Raw genomic sequence first — 16,566 nt, 5'->3', positions numbered from 1 at the left:
AAACGGCCGGGCGTCTCGCGAGGCCCGGCCGTTTGGGGTCAGATCAGCTTGCCGAGGGCGACCGCCGTGTCGGACATGCGGTTCGAGAAGCCCCACTCATTGTCGTACCAGCTCAGCACGCGCACGAAATTGCCTTCCAGCACCTTGGTCTGGTCGAGATGGAAGATCGAGGAGTGCGGGTCGTGGTTGAAGTCGGAGGAGACGTTGGGCTGGTCGGTAGTGCCGAGGATGCCCTTGAGCGGGCCGTCGGCGGCCGCCTTGATCGCCGCGTTGATCTCGTCCTTGGTCACCGTCTTCTTGGCGACGAACTTGAAGTCGACCACCGAGACGTTCGGCGTCGGCACGCGGATCGAGGTGCCGTCGAGCTTGCCGGCGAGGTCGGGCAGCACCAGGCCCACCGCCTTGGCGGCGCCGGTGGTGGTCGGGATCATCGACAGCGCCGCGGCGCGGGCGCGGTAGAGATCCTTGTGCATGGTATCCAGCGTCGGCTGGTCGCCGGTGTAGGAGTGGATGGTGGTCATGAAGCCGTGGTCGATGCCCACGGCGTCGTTGAGCACCTTGGCGACCGGCGCCAGGCAGTTGGTGGTGCAGGAGGCGTTGGAGATGACCAGGTGGTCCTTGGTCAGCTTGTCGTGGTTCACGCCATAGACCACCGTGAGGTCGGCGCCGTCGGAGGGGGCGGAGACCACCACGCGCTTGGCGCCGGCTTCCAGATGCGCGGCGGCCTTGTCGCGGGCGGTGAAGATGCCGGTGCATTCCAGCGCCACCTCTACGCCGAGCGCGGCGTGCGGCAGCTCGGCCGGGTTACGCACGGCGGTGACCTTGATCGGCCGGCGAGCCCCCACGGTGATGGTGTCGCCCTCGACCTTCACCTCGGCGGGGAAACGGCCATGGATGCTGTCGAAACGCAGAAGGTGAGCATTGGTCTCGACCGGGCCGAGATCGTTGATGGCGACGACCTCGATATCGGTGCGACCCGATTCGATGATGGCGCGCAGCACGTTGCGGCCGATCCGTCCGAAGCCGTTGATGGCAACCTTGAGCGTCATGCGTCTTCCCCCGAGTGATTACTTCCTGTCCGGTACAAGCACCAAGGCTCATAGCGCGCCCAACCTTACGACACCAGCCGCCTGTTTGGTCGATATGGCGTCAGCGCAGGGCTCGACGCCGCAGCATGCGTCAAAGTCATGACTTCACTCATGACTTTGACGTGCGGCGAATCGTCGATCCGAAAGTTCAGCTCTTCTTCAGTCGGCTTTTGGCGGCGGCCGCGACGTGCTCGGCGGTGATGCCGAAATGCGCGAACACCTTGCCGGCGGGGCCGGAGGCGCCGAAGCCGGTCATGCCGACAAAGGCGGCGTCGGAGCCGACCACGGCATCCCAGCCCTGGCGGATCGCCGCCTCGACCGCCACCTTCACCGGCGCGGTGCCCACCACCTGGCGGCGGCTTTCTTCCGGCTGGTTGGCGAACAGTTCGAAGCTCGGCACTGAGACCACGCGGGTCGGGATGCCCTCGGCCTCGAGGATGTCGCGGGCCGCGGCGCAGAGCGAGACCTCGGAGCCGGAGGCGAACAGCGACACCTGCGCGTCGTCGGAGGCCGGCACGATCTCATAGGCCCCCTTCGCGGTCAGGCAGCGGGTGTTGGGATCGGTGCGCATCAGCGGCAGGTTCTGCCGGGTCAGCGCCAGCACGCTGGGGCCGGTCTTGTGCTCGAGTGCGAGCTTCCAGGCTTCCGCCGTCTCCACCGTGTCGCAGGGGCGGAAGACGAGCAGGTTCGGGATGGCGCGCAGCGCGGCGATCTGCTCGACCGGCTGGTGGGTCGGGCCGTCCTCGCCGACGCCGATCGAATCGTGGGTGAACACGTAGACCACCCGCACCCCCATCAGCGCCGCGAGGCGGATCGAGGGTCGGCAATAGTCGGAGAAGACGAGGAAGGTGCCGCCATAGGGGATGAAGCCGCCATGCAGGGCGATGCCGTTCATCGCCGCCGCCATGCCGTGCTCGCGGATGCCGTAATTGATGTAGCGGCCGTCATATTTCGGCGGCTCGACATAGACCGAGGTGGCCTTGGTCTTGGTGTTGTTGGAGTGGGTGAGGTCGGCCGAGCCGCCCACCATCTCCGGCAGCGCGGCTGTCAGCGCTTCCAGTACGATCTCGCCGGACTTGCGGGTGGCGACCGGGTTCTTGTCGGCATGCGCCCTGGCGACGATGCCGGCATAGACCTCGGCGAACTTGGAGGGCAGCTCGCCGCGCACGCGGCGCTCGAACTCGCCGCGCAGCTCGTGGTCGGCGGCCTTCAGCCGCTCGCCCCACGCCTTGTGCGCCTGGCGCGAGCGCAGGCCGGCAAGGCGCCAGGCGTCGAGCACGTCGGTCGGCACCTCGAAGGCCGGGTAGTCCCAGCCCAGCGCCTTGCGGGCGGCGGCGAGCTCGTCGGCGCCGAGCGGCGCGCCATGCACGCCGTTGGTGCCCTGCTTGGTGGGAGCGCCGAAGCCGATGGTGGTGCGGCAGGCGATCAGGGTCGGCTTGTCGGAGGTCTTGGCGCGCTCCAGCGCGGCGAGGATGGCGTCCGGGTCGTGGCCGTCGATGCGGGTGGCGTTCCAGCCGGAGGCCTCGAAGCGGGCGAGCTGGTCGGTGGCGACCGACAGCGCGGTCGAGCCGTCGATGGTGATGTGGTTGTCGTCCCACAGCACGATCAGCTTGTTGAGCTTCTGCCGGCCGGCGAGCTCGATGGCCTCTTCCGAGATGCCTTCCATCAGGCAGCCGTCGCCGGCGATGACATAGGTGTGGTGGTCGACGAGGTCGCCGCCGAACTGCGCCGCCAGCATGCGCTCGGCGAGCGCGAAGCCGACGGAGTTGGCGAGGCCCTGGCCGAGCGGGCCGGTGGTGGTCTCGACGCCGACCGTGTGGCCGTATTCCGGATGGCCGGGGGTCTTGGAGCCGAGCTGGCGGAAGTTCTTGATGTCGTCGAGGCTCATGCCCTCATAGCCGGTGAGGTAGAGCAGCGAATAGATGAGCATCGAACCGTGGCCGGCCGAAAGGATGAAGCGGTCGCGGTCGGGCCAGTGCGGATCGGCGGGATCGAACTTCAGCACCTTTCCGAACAGCACGGTCGCGACATCGGCCATGCCCATCGGCATGCCCGGATGGCCGGAATTGGCGGCCTGGACAGCGTCCGCGGCGAGGAACCGGATGGCATTGGCCATGCGGTCGTGCTTTTCACGGTTCGACATGAGGTCTGGTGACTCCCAAAGGGGGCGCGCATGGGCGCGTGCGTATCGGGTGCAGGGCGGCTGTTATGGCATGCCGCGCGGAGGCGGTCGCCGGCTTTCCGCATGTGGCCGCCCCGGTGGCGCCGGAGCCTGCCGCACCGCGGCATGAACGGGCGCGAGTGATATCATCACGGGTCATCCTGTCAAAGGGCGGAGCTGGGAAAGGATCGGCTTTCCCCGCCGGTTGACGCCCGGCGCGGGGCGGGACCAATCTAATCGAATCAAACCCTTTCATTCCATGGAGCGAGCCAGAATGACCGACCCGGCCCCGGTGGACGCTGCGGCGCGGCGTTTCAACGCCGCCATGGAGGCGCTGGAGGCGGCGGTGGAGCGGCGGCTCGAGGTCGAGCGCCAGGAGGCGGCGCTCGCCGAACAGATCCATGTGCTCGGTGCCGACCGCTCCCGCCTCGCCGCCCAGCTCGACGGCGCGCAGGCGCGGGCCGAGCGGCTGATGGGGGCGAGCGACGACGTCGCCCGCCGGCTCGGCAGCGCCATGGAAACCATCCGCGCGGTGCTCGCCGCGCATGAGCGCTGAGGGCGTCCGCCATGGCCCATGTCACCGTCACCATTGCCGGGCGCGCCTATCGCATGGCCTGCGACGACGGCCAGGAGGAGCATCTCTCCCGCCTCGGCCAGGAGGTGGACGCCCGCATCGACGACCTGCGCAAGGCGTTCGGCGAGATCGGCGACCAGCGTCTCAGCGTGATGGCGGCGATCACGCTGGCCGATGAGCTCAGCGAGATGCGCCGCCGCCACCGGGCGTTGGAGCAGGAGCTGCAGGCCGAGCGGGTGCGCCTCGCCGTGGCGACGGAGCGTTCCGAGCTGGCCGAGCGCACGGTGTCGGACGCCTTCACCAAGGCCTCCGAGCGCATGGAGCGCCTTGCCCGCGAGCTCGGCACCAGCCCCTCCTCGGATGTCGGCATGGGGTGAGGGCCGGCGGCCGGTCCGCGCTCGCCGCCGTCCGGCCCTGGGCGGGCGGCCCGGCGTGGGTGGCCCGGCGTGGGTGGCCGCCGCACTTGACGTTGTCGCCCGCGACGGGCACAGGAACGGAATATTCGCCTCACGCCCGCCCAGCTCTGCCGCGCGAAGGCGCCTGTCGACCGCCGCGCGCCCCGTCTCCAGCCGGAACCGTCCGATGATCCGCTCCCCGCTCATGACCGTCATGGTCGCTGCCGTGCGCAAGGCCGGCCGCTCCCTCGTCCGCGACTTCGGCGAGGTCGAGAATCTGCAGGTGTCGCTGAAGGGGCCGGCGAATTTCGTCTCCAACGCCGACCGCAAGGCCGAGCGAATCCTGCACGAGGAGCTCTCCAAGGCCCGCCCGAGCTTCGGCTTCGTCATGGAGGAGAGCGGCGAGCGCGAGGGCACCGATGAATCGCACCGCTGGATCGTCGATCCGCTCGACGGCACCACCAATTTCCTGCACGGCATCCCGCTGTTCTGCGTCTCGCTGGCGCTGGTGCGCGACGGCGTGCCGGTGGCCGGCGTGATCTTCAACCCGGTCACCGACGAGCTGTTCATCGCCGAGAAGGGCGCCGGCGCCTTCATGAACGACCGGCGCATCCGCGTCGCCGCCCGCCGGGCGCTGGCCGACAGCGTCATCTGCTGCGGCATGCCGCATATGGGCCGCGGCGACCTCGCCGGCTTCGGGCGCGAATATGCGGCGCTCGCCCCGCGCGTCGCCGGCCTGCGCCGCACCGGCACCGCGGCGCTCGACCTCGCCTGGGTGGCGGCCGGCCGGTTCGACGGCTTCTGGGAGCGCAACCTCTCGCCCTGGGACATGGCGGCCGGAATCATCCTGGTGCGCGAGGCGGGCGGCTACGTCTCCGATCTCGAGGACGGCGACAAGATGCTGGCCAAGGGCGACATTATCGCCGGCAATGACGGCATCCGCCGCGATCTTCTCGCCGTCCTGCGCAAGGCCTGAGAAATCCGCGCATATTCCTCGGAAATCCGTTGGGGTGCGTTCCATTTCGAACGCGCTGTGGCATAGTCCGGCCTTGATTTCGGCGGCCGCCTGCCCTGCGTGCCGCCGCGCGCAGGAGACGGCCACCGGCAATGGACGCGAACGACCCCTTCCTCAAGCTGTCTTCGCCCCGCATCTTCCTGGTGCGGATGTTCGTGTTCCTGCTGCTTTGCGTGGCGCTGGCCTCGGTGCTGCACGAGCCGATCTGGCGCGCCTTCCTGTACAATCCCGGGCTGAACGGCGTCATCTTCGGCGTGCTGGCCATCGGCATCCTCTTCGCCTTCCGCCAGGTGTTCCGGCTGCTGCCGGAGGTCGATTGGGTGAACTCGTTCCGGCTGGTCGATCCCGGCCTCGAGGTGCGGCGCAATCCGGTGCTGCTGGCGCCGATGGCGGCGCTGCTGGGCGATCGCGTCGGCCGCATGTCGATCTCGCAGATGACCATGCGCAGCATCATGGAATCGATCGGCACCCGCCTCGACGAGGGCCGCGACCTCTTGCGCTACCTCACCGGTCTCCTGGTGTTCCTCGGCCTGCTCGGCACCTTCTGGGGCCTGATCGAGACGGTGAGCTCGATCGGCGGGGTGATTTCCTCGCTGGATGTCGGGCCGAATTCCGGCTCGGTGTTCGATGCGATGAAGACCGGCCTCGCCGCGCCGCTCTCCGGCATGGGCATCTCGTTCTCGTCCTCGCTGTTCGGCCTCGCCGGCTCGCTGGTGCTCGGCTTTCTCGATCTGCAGGCCGGGCAGGCGCAGAACCGCTTCTACACCGATCTCGAGGACTGGCTCGCCACCACGGTGGAGGATCTCGGCATCGAGAAGGTGAAGCCGGTTCCGGCGCCGATCCCCGCCGTCGTGCCGCTGGCCAGCCCGGTCGGCGCCGCCGGCCCGGTGCCGCTGCCGCCGCCCTCCGCCTTCCTGCCGCAGGGCAGCCTCAGCCAGCTCGACCTCACCCAGCTGACCGAGGCGATCGGCCGGCTCGACCGCACCATGACCGAGGCCGGCTCGCAGCGCGTCACCACCGCCATGGCGCATCTGGCCGAGAGCCTGCAGGGCCTGGTGCAGCACATGCGCTCGGAGCAGCAGATGGTGCGCGACTGGGTGGAGGCGCAGGCCGAGCAGCAGAAGGACATCAAGAAGCTGCTCGAACGCATCGCCCGCGAGAGCGACCGCGAGCGGGCCTGAGGGGCGGGCGGCAAGGAGGCTAGCACATGGCGCTGGGACGCTCCCGCGGTCGCGAACGGACGATCGACTACTGGCCCGGCTTCGTCGACGCGCTGTCGACGCTGCTCATGGTGTTCATCTTCCTGCTCTCGGTCTTCGTGCTGGCGCAGTTCTTCCTCACCCAGGAAATCTCCGGCCGCGACGATGCGCTCGCGCGCCTGCAGGCGCAGATTCGCGCGCTCACCGAGCAGCTGGCGCTGGAGCGCGCCGGCCAGGACGATGCCTCCTCCGAGATCGGCAGCCTGCGCGCCAGCCTCGCGGCGCTGGAGAAGGAGCGCGCGGACCTGCTCGATGCCGCCGAGGCGGCGTCCTCGGCACCGGCCGATCTTTCCGCCGCCCAGAGCCAGAACGCCGAGCTCGGCCGCCAGCTGGCGCAGCAGAAGGACGCCACCGCCGACGCCGCCCAGCAGATCGCGCTGCTCAACCAGCAGATCGCCGCCCTGCGCAAGCAGGTGGCGGCGCTCGACGAGGCGCTCAACATCGCCGAGAAGAAGGACAGCGAGAGCCAGGCCCGCCTTACGGATCTCGGCCGCCGGCTCAATGTCGCGCTGGCCCAGCGGGTGCAGGAGCTGACCCGCTACCGCTCGGAGTTCTTCGGCCGGTTGAACGCCATTCTCGGCAACCGGCCGGGCATCAGGGTGGTCGGCGACCGCTTCGTGTTCCAGTCGGAGATTTTCTTCGATCGCGCCTCCTCCAATCTGCGTCCGGAATCGATGCCGGCGCTGGACCAGATCGCCGCGGCGCTGATCCAGCTGGAGAAGGAGATTCCCTCTGATCTCGCCTGGGTGCTGCGCGTCGACGGCCATACCGACGACCGGCCGATCCAGACGCCGCAATATCCCTCCAACTGGGAATTGTCGGCGGCACGGGCCATCGCCGTGGTGCAGTATCTCGCCGGCAAGGGGGTGGCGCCGGTGCATCTGGTCGCCGCCGGCTTCGGCGAGTATCAGCCGCTCGACGGCACCGACAGCGATGAGGCCCGCAACCGCAACCGCCGCATCGAACTGAAGCTCACCGAGCGATGAGGGGCGGGCGCCGACATGTGGCCTTCGAGATGCCGGCCATGAGATGCCGGCCATGAGACGCTGGTGTTGAGATGACCCCTCCCGGCGCACCGCTGTTGCGTTCTTTCGGCTGGGAGCAGATGCCGGCAATCGCCAATCTCTGGGTCGAGAGCTGGCAGGAGGCGATGCCGGAGATCGATTTCGAGGCGCGGCGCGGCTGGCTGTGCCATCGCATCGGCCAGCTGGTGGAAAGCGGCGTGCGGGTGGAGACGGCGGTGGACGCCGCCGGCCGGGTGCTGGGCTTCGTCACCGTCGATCCGTCGAGCGGCTATGTCGACCAGCTGGTGGTGCATCCCGATTATTGGGGGCGCGGCATTGCACGGACATTGATCGATGCCGCCGCGGCGGTCTCGCCCGCCGGCCTCACCCTGGATGTGAACGAGGAGAACGACCGCGCGGTGCGCTTCTACGCCGCCGCCGGCTTCGTGGTGACGGCGCACGGCACCAACCCCACTTCCGGCCGGCCGACGCTGCGGATGCAGCGCAGATGAGGCCGGGGCCGGCCGTGACGGCGGGCCGCGTCATTCCGCCCATTCGAGGTCGGCGGTGAAGATGATGGTGAGCCAGCGGTCGGGGCTGTCGGGGCCGATGGCCTTGCCGATCTCGTCGCGCAGGGCGTCCCATTCGCCGATGCGGCGCGGCGGTCCGTCGGCCGGCACGATGAAATAGAGTTCGATCTGCTGCGCCCGCCCGACCTTCGCGACATAGGCACGGAAGGAAAGGAAGCCGTGCGCGCGCACGGCGTCATGGGCCACCGCATCGACATGCGCCTTCAATTCCGGCGGCGTCACCAGCAATATGTCGGCGAGAGCCTGCTTCACGGTGCGCATCGGCAGCGGAATGATGATCAGGCACACCAGCGCCAGCACCGCCGGATCGACATAAGGCGCCATCCAGCCATAGGCAGTGCCCTCGATCGCAGAGCCGATGCAGAAGGCCGCCAGCAGCGCCAGGGTGATGCTGGCCGACATGATCCAGCCGCGCGCGTCGAGGGCGATGAACGCCGAGCGGATGCGGCGGTTGGCGCGCATCTCCAGCGCCGCCGCGCCGGTACAGGCGGTCGCGGTGATCACCGCGTAGAGGATGGCGAGATCGAATTCGAGCGGGCGTCCGCCGTCCAGAAGCAGGCTCACCGCGTTGAAGAAGGCATAGGCCGACACGCCGATGAGCAGCACGCCGTTGAGCCCGAGCGCCATCGGTTCGAGATGCCAGAAGCCGACCGTGAAGCGCTCGCGCAGCCGCCGCGTGGCGGAGGTGATGTGGGTGTAGCCATGGATCAGCCGCACCACGGCCAGCGCCAGCAGGCTCATGCCGGCGTCGATCAGCGAATAGGCGCCGTCGAACAGGATCGAGAACGAGCCGGAGAGCAGCCCGATGCCGATACCGAAGGCGGCGATCAGCCCGGTGATGGCGATCGAGAGGCGCAGCACGCCGCTTTCGTCGTCGAGATGGAAGATCTTCCCCAGAGATCGCATGCCGCTCCTTCCGCCGTTCCTCGTCAGATCGGCGAGGCCTCGGCCATTTGCGGGGCCGCGGGCCCGTTCTCGCCGAACTGCAGCGCCGCCAGCCGGGCATAGAGCCCGCCCTTGGCCACCAGCTCGGCGTGGCGGCCCTCCTCGACGATCCGCCCGTGCTCCATCACCAGGATGCGGTCGGCCGAGAGCACGGTGGCGAGGCGGTGGGCGATCACCAGCGTGGTCCGCCCCTGCATGGAGCGGTCGAGCGCCTGCTGCACCAGCGTCTCGCTTTCGGCGTCGAGCGCCGAGGTGGCCTCGTCGAGCAGAAGGATCGGCGCCTTGCGCAGGATGGCGCGGGCGATGGCGATGCGCTGGCGCTGGCCGCCGGACAGCGTCACCCCGCGCTCGCCGACTAGGGTCTCCCAGCGCTCCGGCAGGCGCTCGACGAATTCGTCGGCGGCGGCAAGCCGCCCGGCTTCCTCCACCTCGGCGTCGCTGGCCTCCGGCCGGCCGAGGCGGATGTTTTCGCGGATCGAGGCGGCGAAGATGGCGACGTCCTGCGGCACCAGCGCGAGGCGGGCGCGCACGGCGCGCGGATCGGCGGCGGCGATGTCGATGCCGTCCACCTCGATGCGGCCGCTCGAGGGATCGTAGAAGCGCAGCAGCAGCTGGAACAGCGTGCTCTTGCCGCCGCCGGAGGGACCGACGAACGCCACCCGCTCGCCCGGCTTCACCGTGAAGGAGACGCCGCACAGCGCCGGAATGTCCGGTCGCGTCGGATAGGCGAAGCCGACCGCGTCGAAGCGCACCGCGCCGATCGGCGGTGCCGGCAGGGCGAGCGGCGCGGCCGGCGCGGCGACCTTCGGCTCTTCGGCGATGAGCTCGGCGATGCGCTCGGTGGCGCCGGCGGCCTGCGAGACCTCGCCCCACACCTCGCCGAGCTGGCCGAGCCCGCTCGCCGCCAGCACCGCATAGAGCACGAACTGGCCGAGCGTGCCGGCGCTCATCGAGCCGGAGAGCACCGCGTTGGCGCCGGCCCAGAGAATGCCGACGATGGAGGCGAAGATCAGGAAGATGGCGACGCCGGTGAGCAAGGCGCGGGCGCGGATGGCGTCGCGCGCGGCGTCGAAGGCGTGTTCGACGGCGCCGTCGAAGCGTTGCTTCGCGGCGTCCTCGGCGGTGTTGGCCTGCAGGGTGCGCATGGCGCCCACCGCCTCGGTGGCATAGGCGGAGGCGCCGGCGAGCGTGTCCTGCGCTTCGCGCGAGCGCTTGCGCACCCCGCGCCCGGAGCCGAGCAGCACCACCACGATCGCCGGGATCAACACCAGCAGGATCACCGACAGCCACGGGCTGGTGATCACCATCATGACCGCCGCGCCGATGAACAGCACGATGTTGCGCAGCGCGACGGAGGCGGAGGCGCCGACGGCGGATTTGATCTGGGTGGTGTCGGCGGTCAGCCGCGAGACGATCTCGCCGGCGCGGGCCTGGTCGTAGAAGGCGCCGTCGAGCTTCAGCAGATGCGTGAACACTTCGGCGCGCAGATCGGCGACGATGCGCTCGCCGAGCGTCATGACCAGGCAGTAGCGGAACGCCGAGGCGGCCGCGAGCACGCCGACGACGCCGATCATGACGAGGAAATACTGGCGGATATAGCCGGCATGGTCGGCATCGAAGCCGAAGTCGATCATCCGCCGGACCGCGACCGGCACCACCAGCGTCGCCAGCGCGGCGACGACGAGGGCGACGAGGGCGGCGCCGGCCCGCCCCTTGTAGCGCCGCACATGCGGCCACAGCGCCCTGAGCGGGGAGAGGTCGGCGCGTCCGCGGCGGGAGGCGGGGGCGGCGCTGGTGTGATCGACTTGTGTCACGCTCAGGTCTCGGTTATAGACCCGCACGGATTTCCGGCAGGATCGTTTTGAAGATCGCCGCGTGGCTCCCGAAAAGGGGCCGCCCCGCGGTGGCGAGGATGCAACCCATGAAGAGCAACATCCATCCCGACTACCACTTCGTCAAAGTGGTGATGACGGACGGCACCGAGTACACGACCCGGACGACCTGGGGCAAGGAGGGTGACACCCTCCAGCTCGACATCGACCCCAAGGTTCACCCGGCGTGGACCGGCGGTTCGCAGCAGCTGCTTGATCGCGGCGGCCGCGTGTCGAAGTTCCAGAAGAAGTTCGCCGGCTTCCTCAAGGCCTGATTGGCCCGGCAGCCGTCGCGCTTCGCAGCCGTTGATAAGCAAAACCCCCGTGCGGCGCACGGGGGTTTTCTTTTGCCGTCATGGCTTTAGGCAATCGACGACCCGCCGGGCGGGGCCCATGCCCGGCGCGGCAAGGCTTCGCCGGCGCCGGGCCGGGTGCGTCACGGGCGTTCGAAGGCGGAACGCAGCCGGCCGATCTGGCCGGCCACTGCATTGACCGGGCGTTCCGCAGGCCGGCGCGCCCGCAGCGCCGCGTCGAGCTGCCGCACCCGCCGCTCGAGGTCGAGGCTGCGGAGGATCAGCGCCGCCAGCGGTGCCGGCAGGCGGTCTTCCGCCTCGGGTGCGGCGTCGGCGCCGAGCTCGACCTTGTCGGCCTCGCGGCGCGCCGTCTCCGTGCTCATGTCACCCTCGGCCACCGCCTTCTGGAGCAGCAGCCAGGAGGTGAGGTTCATCAGCCGCGTGGTCAGCCTGCGGCTCGCCTCGGCATAGCGGGCGTGCGCCCGGCGCTCCAGCGCGGCGGCATCCGCGCGGCCGGGGCCGTCGAGATAGTCGGCGCTCTCGTCGATCAGCGCGATGCCCTCGGCAAACAGCGCCGCGAAGGCGGGCGAGGCGACCCGCCGTTCGGCGAGGCTCACCAGCCGGTCATCGGCAGGGGCACGGGCCGCGGCCTGTGCATGGGCAGCGGCCTGGGCATGGGGAAGGGAGGCGCCTGCCGGCAGCGCGGGGGCGGGATCGTCAAGGCGCACCGCGCCGTCGAGACGCGCCGGGCCATCGAGGGGCCTGTCGGCATCCGGCCCGCCGCAACCCCGTCCGTCTGGCGTCCGCTTCGCCATGTGCACCACTCCGCGCGGTGCGACGGCTCCGCCGCACCCGATTCGCCCGCCCCGCCCGTCATCCCGAGCATGATGTCGCGCGCGCCGGGCCGGCTGTCCAGTCGCGTGCGACGGACGGCGCCGATGTCCCCGCAACCCACCGTCGGCGGGAAGGGACAAAAAAGAGCCGCCCATGGGCGGCTCGATAGGTGAAGACAGGGAGGCGTCAAACAGAGTGACAGGTGCCACTCGCGTCCAGAGGCTGGACTATCCCCGATAATGCTTTGGAAAGCTTAACGCCTCGTTAACCGAGGCGCCCCGGACCGGGCGCTCCCGCCCCGGGCTCAGCGCTTGAAGAACGCATCCGCCGCCGCCCGCGACGAACGCTTGCGGTCGAGCGCCTGGCGCAACCGGGCAATTTCCGCTTCCAGCAGCGCGATGCGCTCCTCGATCTCGACCTCCGACAGGGTGGAAAGGTCGCTGCCGATCTCGTGGGCGGTCGGCTTTAAGGCCGGGCGGCTGCCGAAGGGATCGTCCTCGATCATGTCGGGTCTCCTCGCTGGCGATGGTCGGGCCATCTCTCATCAGGCTATCTATTGCGCGCCGGGGTCGGTTGCCAGTGCGGGCAGCATGACTTAACCAGACGGCTCAACAAGTTGCCTGCCCAACGAGAACGCCGCCCTTCCGGCGCTTGAAACCGCGAGGACATCTCCGTGACCGATCTGCCCGCCACCATGACCGCCATCGGCCTGCCGACCCCCGGCGGTCCTGAAGCCCTGGTGCCGGAGACGCGGCCGCTGCCGGCGCCGCGCGCCGGCGAGATCCTGGTCAAGGTGGCGGCCGCCGGCGTCAACCGGCCGGACGTCATGCAGCGCAAGGGCCTGTATCCGCCACCGCCCGGCGCCCCGGACATTCCGGGCCTGGAGATCGCCGGCGAGGTGGTGGCGCTTGGCGAGGGCGTGGCCGGCTTCAAGCCCGGCGACAAGGTGTGCGCGCTGGTCTCCGGCGGCGGCTATGCCGAATATTGCCTCGCCGATGCCGGCGCGGCGCTGCCGGTCCCTGCCGGCCTGTCGATGATCGAGGCGGCGGCGCTGCCCGAGACCTTCTTCACCGTCTGGACCAATGTGTTCGATCTTGCCGGGCTGAAGGCGGGGGAGAATTTCCTCGTGCATGGCGGCACCTCGGGCATCGGCACCACGGCGATCCAGCTCGCCAAGGCGTTCGGCGCCACCGTATTCGCCACCGCCGGCAGCGGCGAGAAATGCGATGTCTGCCGCCGGCTCGGCGCCGATGTCGCCATCGACTACAAGAGCGCCGACTTCGTGTCGGTGATCAAGGAAACCACCGGCGGGCGCGGCGTCGACGTCATCCTCGACATGGTCGGCGGCTCCTACATCGCCCGCAATTACGAGGCGGCGGCGCCGCGCGCGCGCATCGTGCAGATCGCCTTCATGGAAGGCTCCAAGGTGCAGATCGACTTCATGCGGCTGATGCTGAAGCGGCTGTCGCATATGGGCTCGACGCTGCGCTCGCGTCCCAATGCCGAGAAGGCCTCCATCGCCGCCTCGCTGCGCGAGAAGGTGTGGCCGCTGATCGAGGCCGGCAAGGTGAAGCCGGTGCTGGACCAGGTCTTCCCGCTGGCGCAGGCCAGCGCCGCCCATGCCCGCATGGAGACCAGCCTGCACATCGGCAAGATCATGCTGGAGGTGTGAGGGGGCGGGCTGTTCCGGCGCGCTTTCCGAGTGCGTCATGTCCCGCCGATGCGTCCGGCTCCCTCTCCCCGAGGGGGAGAGGGCTGGGGTGGGGGCTCTACGGTTCCCCAGCAGCGTCATCCCTTACCGACCCGCTGCGCGGGCCACCTCTCCCCACCGGGGAGAGGCATGATAGAGAAAGCGCGCCGCCGCACCTGCCGCTTTCTCAGCCCTGTTTCCCGGAGCAGGGGAGGCGAAGCCGGGCGCCGATCCTGCCCCTCCAGGGACTTTTCGGCAAAATCCCCGCCTCTCGCACCCCTGTCCCCCACCCATCCCCGGATAACCTCATCATCCCTCTTTAAATCCGGCTCTCGCCGTCCTAGATTTGTCATGCGGGGCTGCGAGGTTCGTCAGGAGAACATTATCCCCGGGGCCTTATCGATCTCAAAGGGAGCTGTCCCTGATCGGACCCCTGGGTCCGGACACACGGCGCCCACCTACGCTGTAGGTTCCCGGGATCGATTTCCAACGGCCATCGCGGCTCCGCGCTGATCATCATGACCGTACCCTCGCCACATCTCGACAAGCCGTCCCTGCGTGCTGCGGCGCTTGCCCGCCGGGCGGGGCTGGATTCGCTCGGCCGTGCCGCGGCGTCGGCCCGTGCCGCCGCGCATGCGCTCGGCTGGCTCGGTCCGGTCGAGGGCGAGGTGGTGGCGCTGTTCGCGTCCATCGGCAGCGAAATCGATACCGCGCCGCTCGCGGCCGGCCTGCGCGCCGGCGGGGCGCGGCTGGCCCTGCCGGTGGTCGTCGATCCGAAGGCGCCGCTGGTGTTCCGGCTGTGGAGCGCCGAGGAGCCGCTCGTCGAGGTGCCCGGCCCCGGCCGGCTGGTCATCCCGGTGCCGCCGGAAACGGCGCTGGTGGTGGTGCCGGACGTGCTGGTGGTGCCGCTCGCCGCCTTCGACCCAAGCGGCCATCGGCTCGGCTATGGCGGCGGCTATTACGACCGCACGCTCGCGGCATTGCGGCGGGCGAAGCGGGTCGAGGCGCTGGGCTACGCCTTCGCCGTGCAGGAGCTTCCCTGCCTTCCCGCCGAGCCGCATGATGAGCGCCTGGACGCCGTCGTCACCGACGCCGGCATCATCACGGTGGCGGCGGAGGATTAAGGGTTGCGCATTCTCTTTCTGGGCGACGTGGTCGGCCGCGTCGGGCGACAGGTCGTGCTCGACGAACTGCCCGGCCTGCGCGCGCAATGGGCGCTCGACTGCGTGGTGGTGAACGGCGAGAACGCCGCCGGCGGCTTCGGCATCACCGAGGCGATCTATGAGGAGTTCCTCGCCGCCGGGGCGGATGCCGTCACCCTCGGCAACCACGCCTTCGACCAGCGCGAGGCCCTGGTGTTCATCGAGCGCGCGCCGCGTCTGGTGCGGCCGACCAATTATCCCGCCGGCACGCCGGGGCGCGGCGCGGCGCTGGTGGAGACCCAGTCGGGAGCGCGCGTGCTGGTGGTCAATGTCATGGGCCGCACCTTCATGGACCCGATGGACGATCCCTTCGCCGCCATCGACCGCGAGCTCGACGCCGCGCCGCTCGGCCTGGTCTGCGACGCGGCGATCGTCGATTTCCATGCCGAGACCACCAGCGAGAAGCAGGCCTTCGGCCACTGGTGCGACGGCCGCGCCAGCCTGGTCATCGGCACCCATACCCATGTGCCGACCGCCGATCACCGCGTCCTGCCCGGCGGCACCGCCTATATGACCGATGTCGGCATGTGCGGCGCCTATGACGGGGTGATCGGCATGGACAAGGAGGAGCCGCTGCGCCGCTTCACCCGCAAGATCGGCTCCTCGCGCTTCGAGCCGGCGACCGGGCCGGGCACGCTGTCCGGCCTCGCGGTGGAGACCGATGCCAATGGGCGGGCGCTGAAGGTGGCGCCGGTGCGCCTCGGTGGCCTGCTGGAGCCGGTGGCACCGTCCTTCTGGTAGCCCCGGCGGGACGATGCGGACCCGCTTTACGGGTGGCCATGCTCTCGCCTATAAGCCGGCCACACGATTTCTCCTGGAATTTCTGACGCAGGGCCGCTCCAACTGGCCCGCGAAGTGGAGGCGGCCATGGCCGGGCATTCGCAGTTCAAGAACATCATGCACCGCAAGGGCAAGCAGGACGCGGTGCGCTCCAAGCTGTTCTCCAAGCTGGCGCGCGAAATCACCGTCTCCGCCAAGCTCGGCCTGCCGGACCCTGCCATGAACCCGCGCCTGCGCGCCGCCATCCTCGCGGCCCGCGCCGAGAACATGCCCAAGGACAATATCGACCGCGCCATCAAGAAGGCGGCCGGCGGCGACGCCGAGAACTATGACGAGATCCGCTACGAGGGCTACGGCCCCGGCGGCGTCGCCGTCATCGTCGAGGCGCTGACCGACAATCGCAACCGCACCGCCTCGGAAGTGCGCTCCTATTTCACCAAGTCGGGCGGCTCGCTGGCCGAGACCGGCGCGGTGTCCTTCATGTTCGACCGCATCGGCGTGGTCGAGTTCGACGCCGCCAAGGCCTCCGAGGACGCGATGATGGAAGCCGCCATCGAGGCGGGGGCCGACGACGTCGTCTCGTCCGAGGACGGCCACGAGGTGGTGTGCTCGATGGAGAACCTGCACGAGGTGGCGGCGGCGCTGGAAGCCAAGTTCGGCGAGCCCCGCAAGTCCGGCCTGGTCTGGCGCCCGCAGAACACGGTGGCGGTGGACGATGAAGTGGCGGAGAAGCTGATCCGTCTCGTCGACAGCCTCAACGATAATGACGACGTGCAGAACGTCTACGCCAATTTCGAGGTCTCCGAGGCGATGATGGCCAAGATGAGCGCCTGAGCGCTGATCTTTATGAAGGTCATGTGAGCTT

The 16,566-nt window shown here is 69.5% G+C and carries 17 protein-coding genes and 1 other RNA gene; 12 read left to right on the top strand and 6 right to left on the bottom strand.

Annotated elements, in window-relative coordinates:
* Window positions 1-38: 38 nt before the first annotated feature.
* Complete coding sequence (gene gap / locus J2X65_RS07600; protein ID WP_310199900.1) at window positions 39-1,049, bottom strand: type I glyceraldehyde-3-phosphate dehydrogenase; 1,011 nt, start codon at window positions 1,047-1,049, stop codon at window positions 39-41.
* A gap of 187 nt (window positions 1,050-1,236) precedes the next feature.
* Window positions 1,237-3,231, bottom strand: a complete 1,995-nt coding sequence (tkt, locus tag J2X65_RS07595) for a transketolase (RefSeq protein WP_310199898.1) — start codon at window positions 3,229-3,231, stop codon at window positions 1,237-1,239.
* 292 nt (window positions 3,232-3,523) lie between these two features.
* On the opposite strand from tkt, the gene J2X65_RS07590 reads away from it, so the two are divergent.
* From J2X65_RS07590 to J2X65_RS07565, 6 genes are all read left to right on the top strand, one after another.
* On the top strand, window positions 3,524-3,805 hold the full coding sequence (locus J2X65_RS07590) for a DUF4164 domain-containing protein (RefSeq protein ID WP_310199896.1): 282 nt from the start codon (window positions 3,524-3,526) through the stop codon (window positions 3,803-3,805).
* Window positions 3,806-3,816: 11 nt separating this feature from the next.
* Entirely contained in the window at window positions 3,817-4,200 is a 384-nt protein-coding gene (locus J2X65_RS07585) for a cell division protein ZapA (RefSeq protein ID WP_213362908.1), read from the top strand.
* 205 nt (window positions 4,201-4,405) lie between these two features.
* The gene (locus J2X65_RS07580) at window positions 4,406-5,194 is read left to right on the top strand and encodes an inositol monophosphatase family protein (RefSeq protein WP_310199893.1); all 789 of its coding nucleotides are present in this window, start codon (window positions 4,406-4,408) and stop codon (window positions 5,192-5,194) included.
* Window positions 5,195-5,325: 131 nt separating this feature from the next.
* Window positions 5,326-6,414 carry a MotA/TolQ/ExbB proton channel family protein gene (locus tag J2X65_RS07575; protein WP_310199891.1) on the top strand — a complete coding sequence of 363 codons (1,089 nt, stop codon included), beginning with the start codon at window positions 5,326-5,328 and terminating at the stop codon, window positions 6,412-6,414.
* A gap of 26 nt (window positions 6,415-6,440) precedes the next feature.
* Complete coding sequence (locus J2X65_RS07570) at window positions 6,441-7,478, top strand: peptidoglycan -binding protein (RefSeq protein ID WP_310199889.1); 1,038 nt, start codon at window positions 6,441-6,443, stop codon at window positions 7,476-7,478.
* 71 nt (window positions 7,479-7,549) lie between these two features.
* Window positions 7,550-8,008, top strand: coding sequence for a GNAT family N-acetyltransferase (locus tag J2X65_RS07565; RefSeq protein ID WP_310199887.1), 459 nt, complete (start codon window positions 7,550-7,552; stop codon window positions 8,006-8,008).
* Window positions 8,009-8,038: 30 nt separating this feature from the next.
* On the opposite strand, the gene J2X65_RS07560 is transcribed toward J2X65_RS07565, so the two are convergent.
* Together J2X65_RS07560 and J2X65_RS07555 are read right to left on the bottom strand one after the other, a co-directional pair.
* Entirely contained in the window at window positions 8,039-8,992 is a 954-nt protein-coding gene (locus J2X65_RS07560) for a cation transporter (protein WP_310199885.1), read from the bottom strand.
* Between the two features lie 23 nt (window positions 8,993-9,015).
* The gene (locus tag J2X65_RS07555; protein ID WP_310199883.1) at window positions 9,016-10,845 is read right to left on the bottom strand and encodes an ABC transporter transmembrane domain-containing protein; all 1,830 of its coding nucleotides are present in this window, start codon (window positions 10,843-10,845) and stop codon (window positions 9,016-9,018) included.
* Between the two features lie 107 nt (window positions 10,846-10,952).
* Here J2X65_RS07555 and rpmE point away from each other — a divergent pair, with 107 nt between their 5' ends.
* Window positions 10,953-11,177, top strand: a complete 225-nt coding sequence (gene rpmE / locus J2X65_RS07550; protein WP_213362901.1) for a 50S ribosomal protein L31 — start codon at window positions 10,953-10,955, stop codon at window positions 11,175-11,177.
* Window positions 11,178-11,338: 161 nt separating this feature from the next.
* Here the strand turns inward: rpmE and J2X65_RS07545 are convergent, their stop codons facing one another.
* Together J2X65_RS07545 and J2X65_RS07540 are read right to left on the bottom strand one after the other, a co-directional pair.
* On the bottom strand, window positions 11,339-12,010 hold the full coding sequence (locus J2X65_RS07545; protein WP_310199881.1) for a DUF1465 family protein: 672 nt from the start codon (window positions 12,008-12,010) through the stop codon (window positions 11,339-11,341).
* Between the two features lie 323 nt (window positions 12,011-12,333).
* Window positions 12,334-12,534 carry a DUF1192 domain-containing protein gene (locus J2X65_RS07540; protein ID WP_310199879.1) on the bottom strand — a complete coding sequence of 67 codons (201 nt, stop codon included), beginning with the start codon at window positions 12,532-12,534 and terminating at the stop codon, window positions 12,334-12,336.
* Between the two features lie 168 nt (window positions 12,535-12,702).
* Between J2X65_RS07540 and J2X65_RS07535 the strand changes: the two genes are divergently transcribed.
* The 5 genes from J2X65_RS07535 (at window position 12,703) to J2X65_RS07515 (ending at window position 16,535) form a co-directional block, all read left to right on the top strand.
* Complete coding sequence (locus J2X65_RS07535) at window positions 12,703-13,701, top strand: NAD(P)H-quinone oxidoreductase (RefSeq protein WP_310199877.1); 999 nt, start codon at window positions 12,703-12,705, stop codon at window positions 13,699-13,701.
* A gap of 371 nt (window positions 13,702-14,072) precedes the next feature.
* Window positions 14,073-14,228, top strand: a non-coding RNA gene (gene ssrS, locus J2X65_RS07530) — 6S RNA.
* A gap of 9 nt (window positions 14,229-14,237) precedes the next feature.
* A complete protein-coding gene (locus J2X65_RS07525) occupies window positions 14,238-14,843 on the top strand; it encodes a 5-formyltetrahydrofolate cyclo-ligase (protein ID WP_310199875.1) in 606 nt (201 codons plus the stop codon).
* Between the two features lie 3 nt (window positions 14,844-14,846).
* Window positions 14,847-15,662: a TIGR00282 family metallophosphoesterase gene (locus tag J2X65_RS07520; protein WP_310199873.1), complete on the top strand. Its 816-nt coding sequence runs from the start codon at window positions 14,847-14,849 to the stop codon at window positions 15,660-15,662.
* Between the two features lie 126 nt (window positions 15,663-15,788).
* Window positions 15,789-16,535 (top strand): YebC/PmpR family DNA-binding transcriptional regulator, encoded by a 747-nt coding sequence (locus tag J2X65_RS07515; RefSeq protein ID WP_310199871.1) that lies wholly within the window; start codon window positions 15,789-15,791, stop codon window positions 16,533-16,535.
* Window positions 16,536-16,566: the final 31 nt, after the last annotated feature.

The organism is Ancylobacter sp. 3268, assembly GCF_031456575.1.
Taxonomy (GTDB): Bacteria; Pseudomonadota; Alphaproteobacteria; order Rhizobiales; family Xanthobacteraceae; genus Ancylobacter.
This window is presented reverse-complemented; position numbering and strand designations above follow the sequence as displayed.

Coding starts and splice junctions, on each gene's coding strand:
- gap (WP_310199900.1), bottom strand. CDS start 1,049: ATGACGCTCAAGGTTGCCATCAACGGCTTCGGACGGATCGGCCGCAAC.
- tkt (WP_310199898.1), bottom strand. CDS start 3,231: ATGTCGAACCGTGAAAAGCACGACCGCATGGCCAATGCCATCCGGTTC.
- J2X65_RS07590 (WP_310199896.1), top strand. CDS start 3,524: ATGACCGACCCGGCCCCGGTGGACGCTGCGGCGCGGCGTTTCAACGCC.
- J2X65_RS07585 (WP_213362908.1), top strand. CDS start 3,817: ATGGCCCATGTCACCGTCACCATTGCCGGGCGCGCCTATCGCATGGCC.
- J2X65_RS07580 (WP_310199893.1), top strand. CDS start 4,406: ATGATCCGCTCCCCGCTCATGACCGTCATGGTCGCTGCCGTGCGCAAG.
- J2X65_RS07575 (WP_310199891.1), top strand. CDS start 5,326: ATGGACGCGAACGACCCCTTCCTCAAGCTGTCTTCGCCCCGCATCTTC.
- J2X65_RS07570 (WP_310199889.1), top strand. CDS start 6,441: ATGGCGCTGGGACGCTCCCGCGGTCGCGAACGGACGATCGACTACTGG.
- J2X65_RS07565 (WP_310199887.1), top strand. CDS start 7,550: ATGACCCCTCCCGGCGCACCGCTGTTGCGTTCTTTCGGCTGGGAGCAG.
- J2X65_RS07560 (WP_310199885.1), bottom strand. CDS start 8,992: ATGCGATCTCTGGGGAAGATCTTCCATCTCGACGACGAAAGCGGCGTG.
- rpmE (WP_213362901.1), top strand. CDS start 10,953: ATGAAGAGCAACATCCATCCCGACTACCACTTCGTCAAAGTGGTGATG.
- J2X65_RS07545 (WP_310199881.1), bottom strand. CDS start 12,010: ATGGCGAAGCGGACGCCAGACGGACGGGGTTGCGGCGGGCCGGATGCC.
- J2X65_RS07540 (WP_310199879.1), bottom strand. CDS start 12,534: ATGATCGAGGACGATCCCTTCGGCAGCCGCCCGGCCTTAAAGCCGACC.
- J2X65_RS07525 (WP_310199875.1), top strand. CDS start 14,238: ATGACCGTACCCTCGCCACATCTCGACAAGCCGTCCCTGCGTGCTGCG.
- J2X65_RS07515 (WP_310199871.1), top strand. CDS start 15,789: ATGGCCGGGCATTCGCAGTTCAAGAACATCATGCACCGCAAGGGCAAG.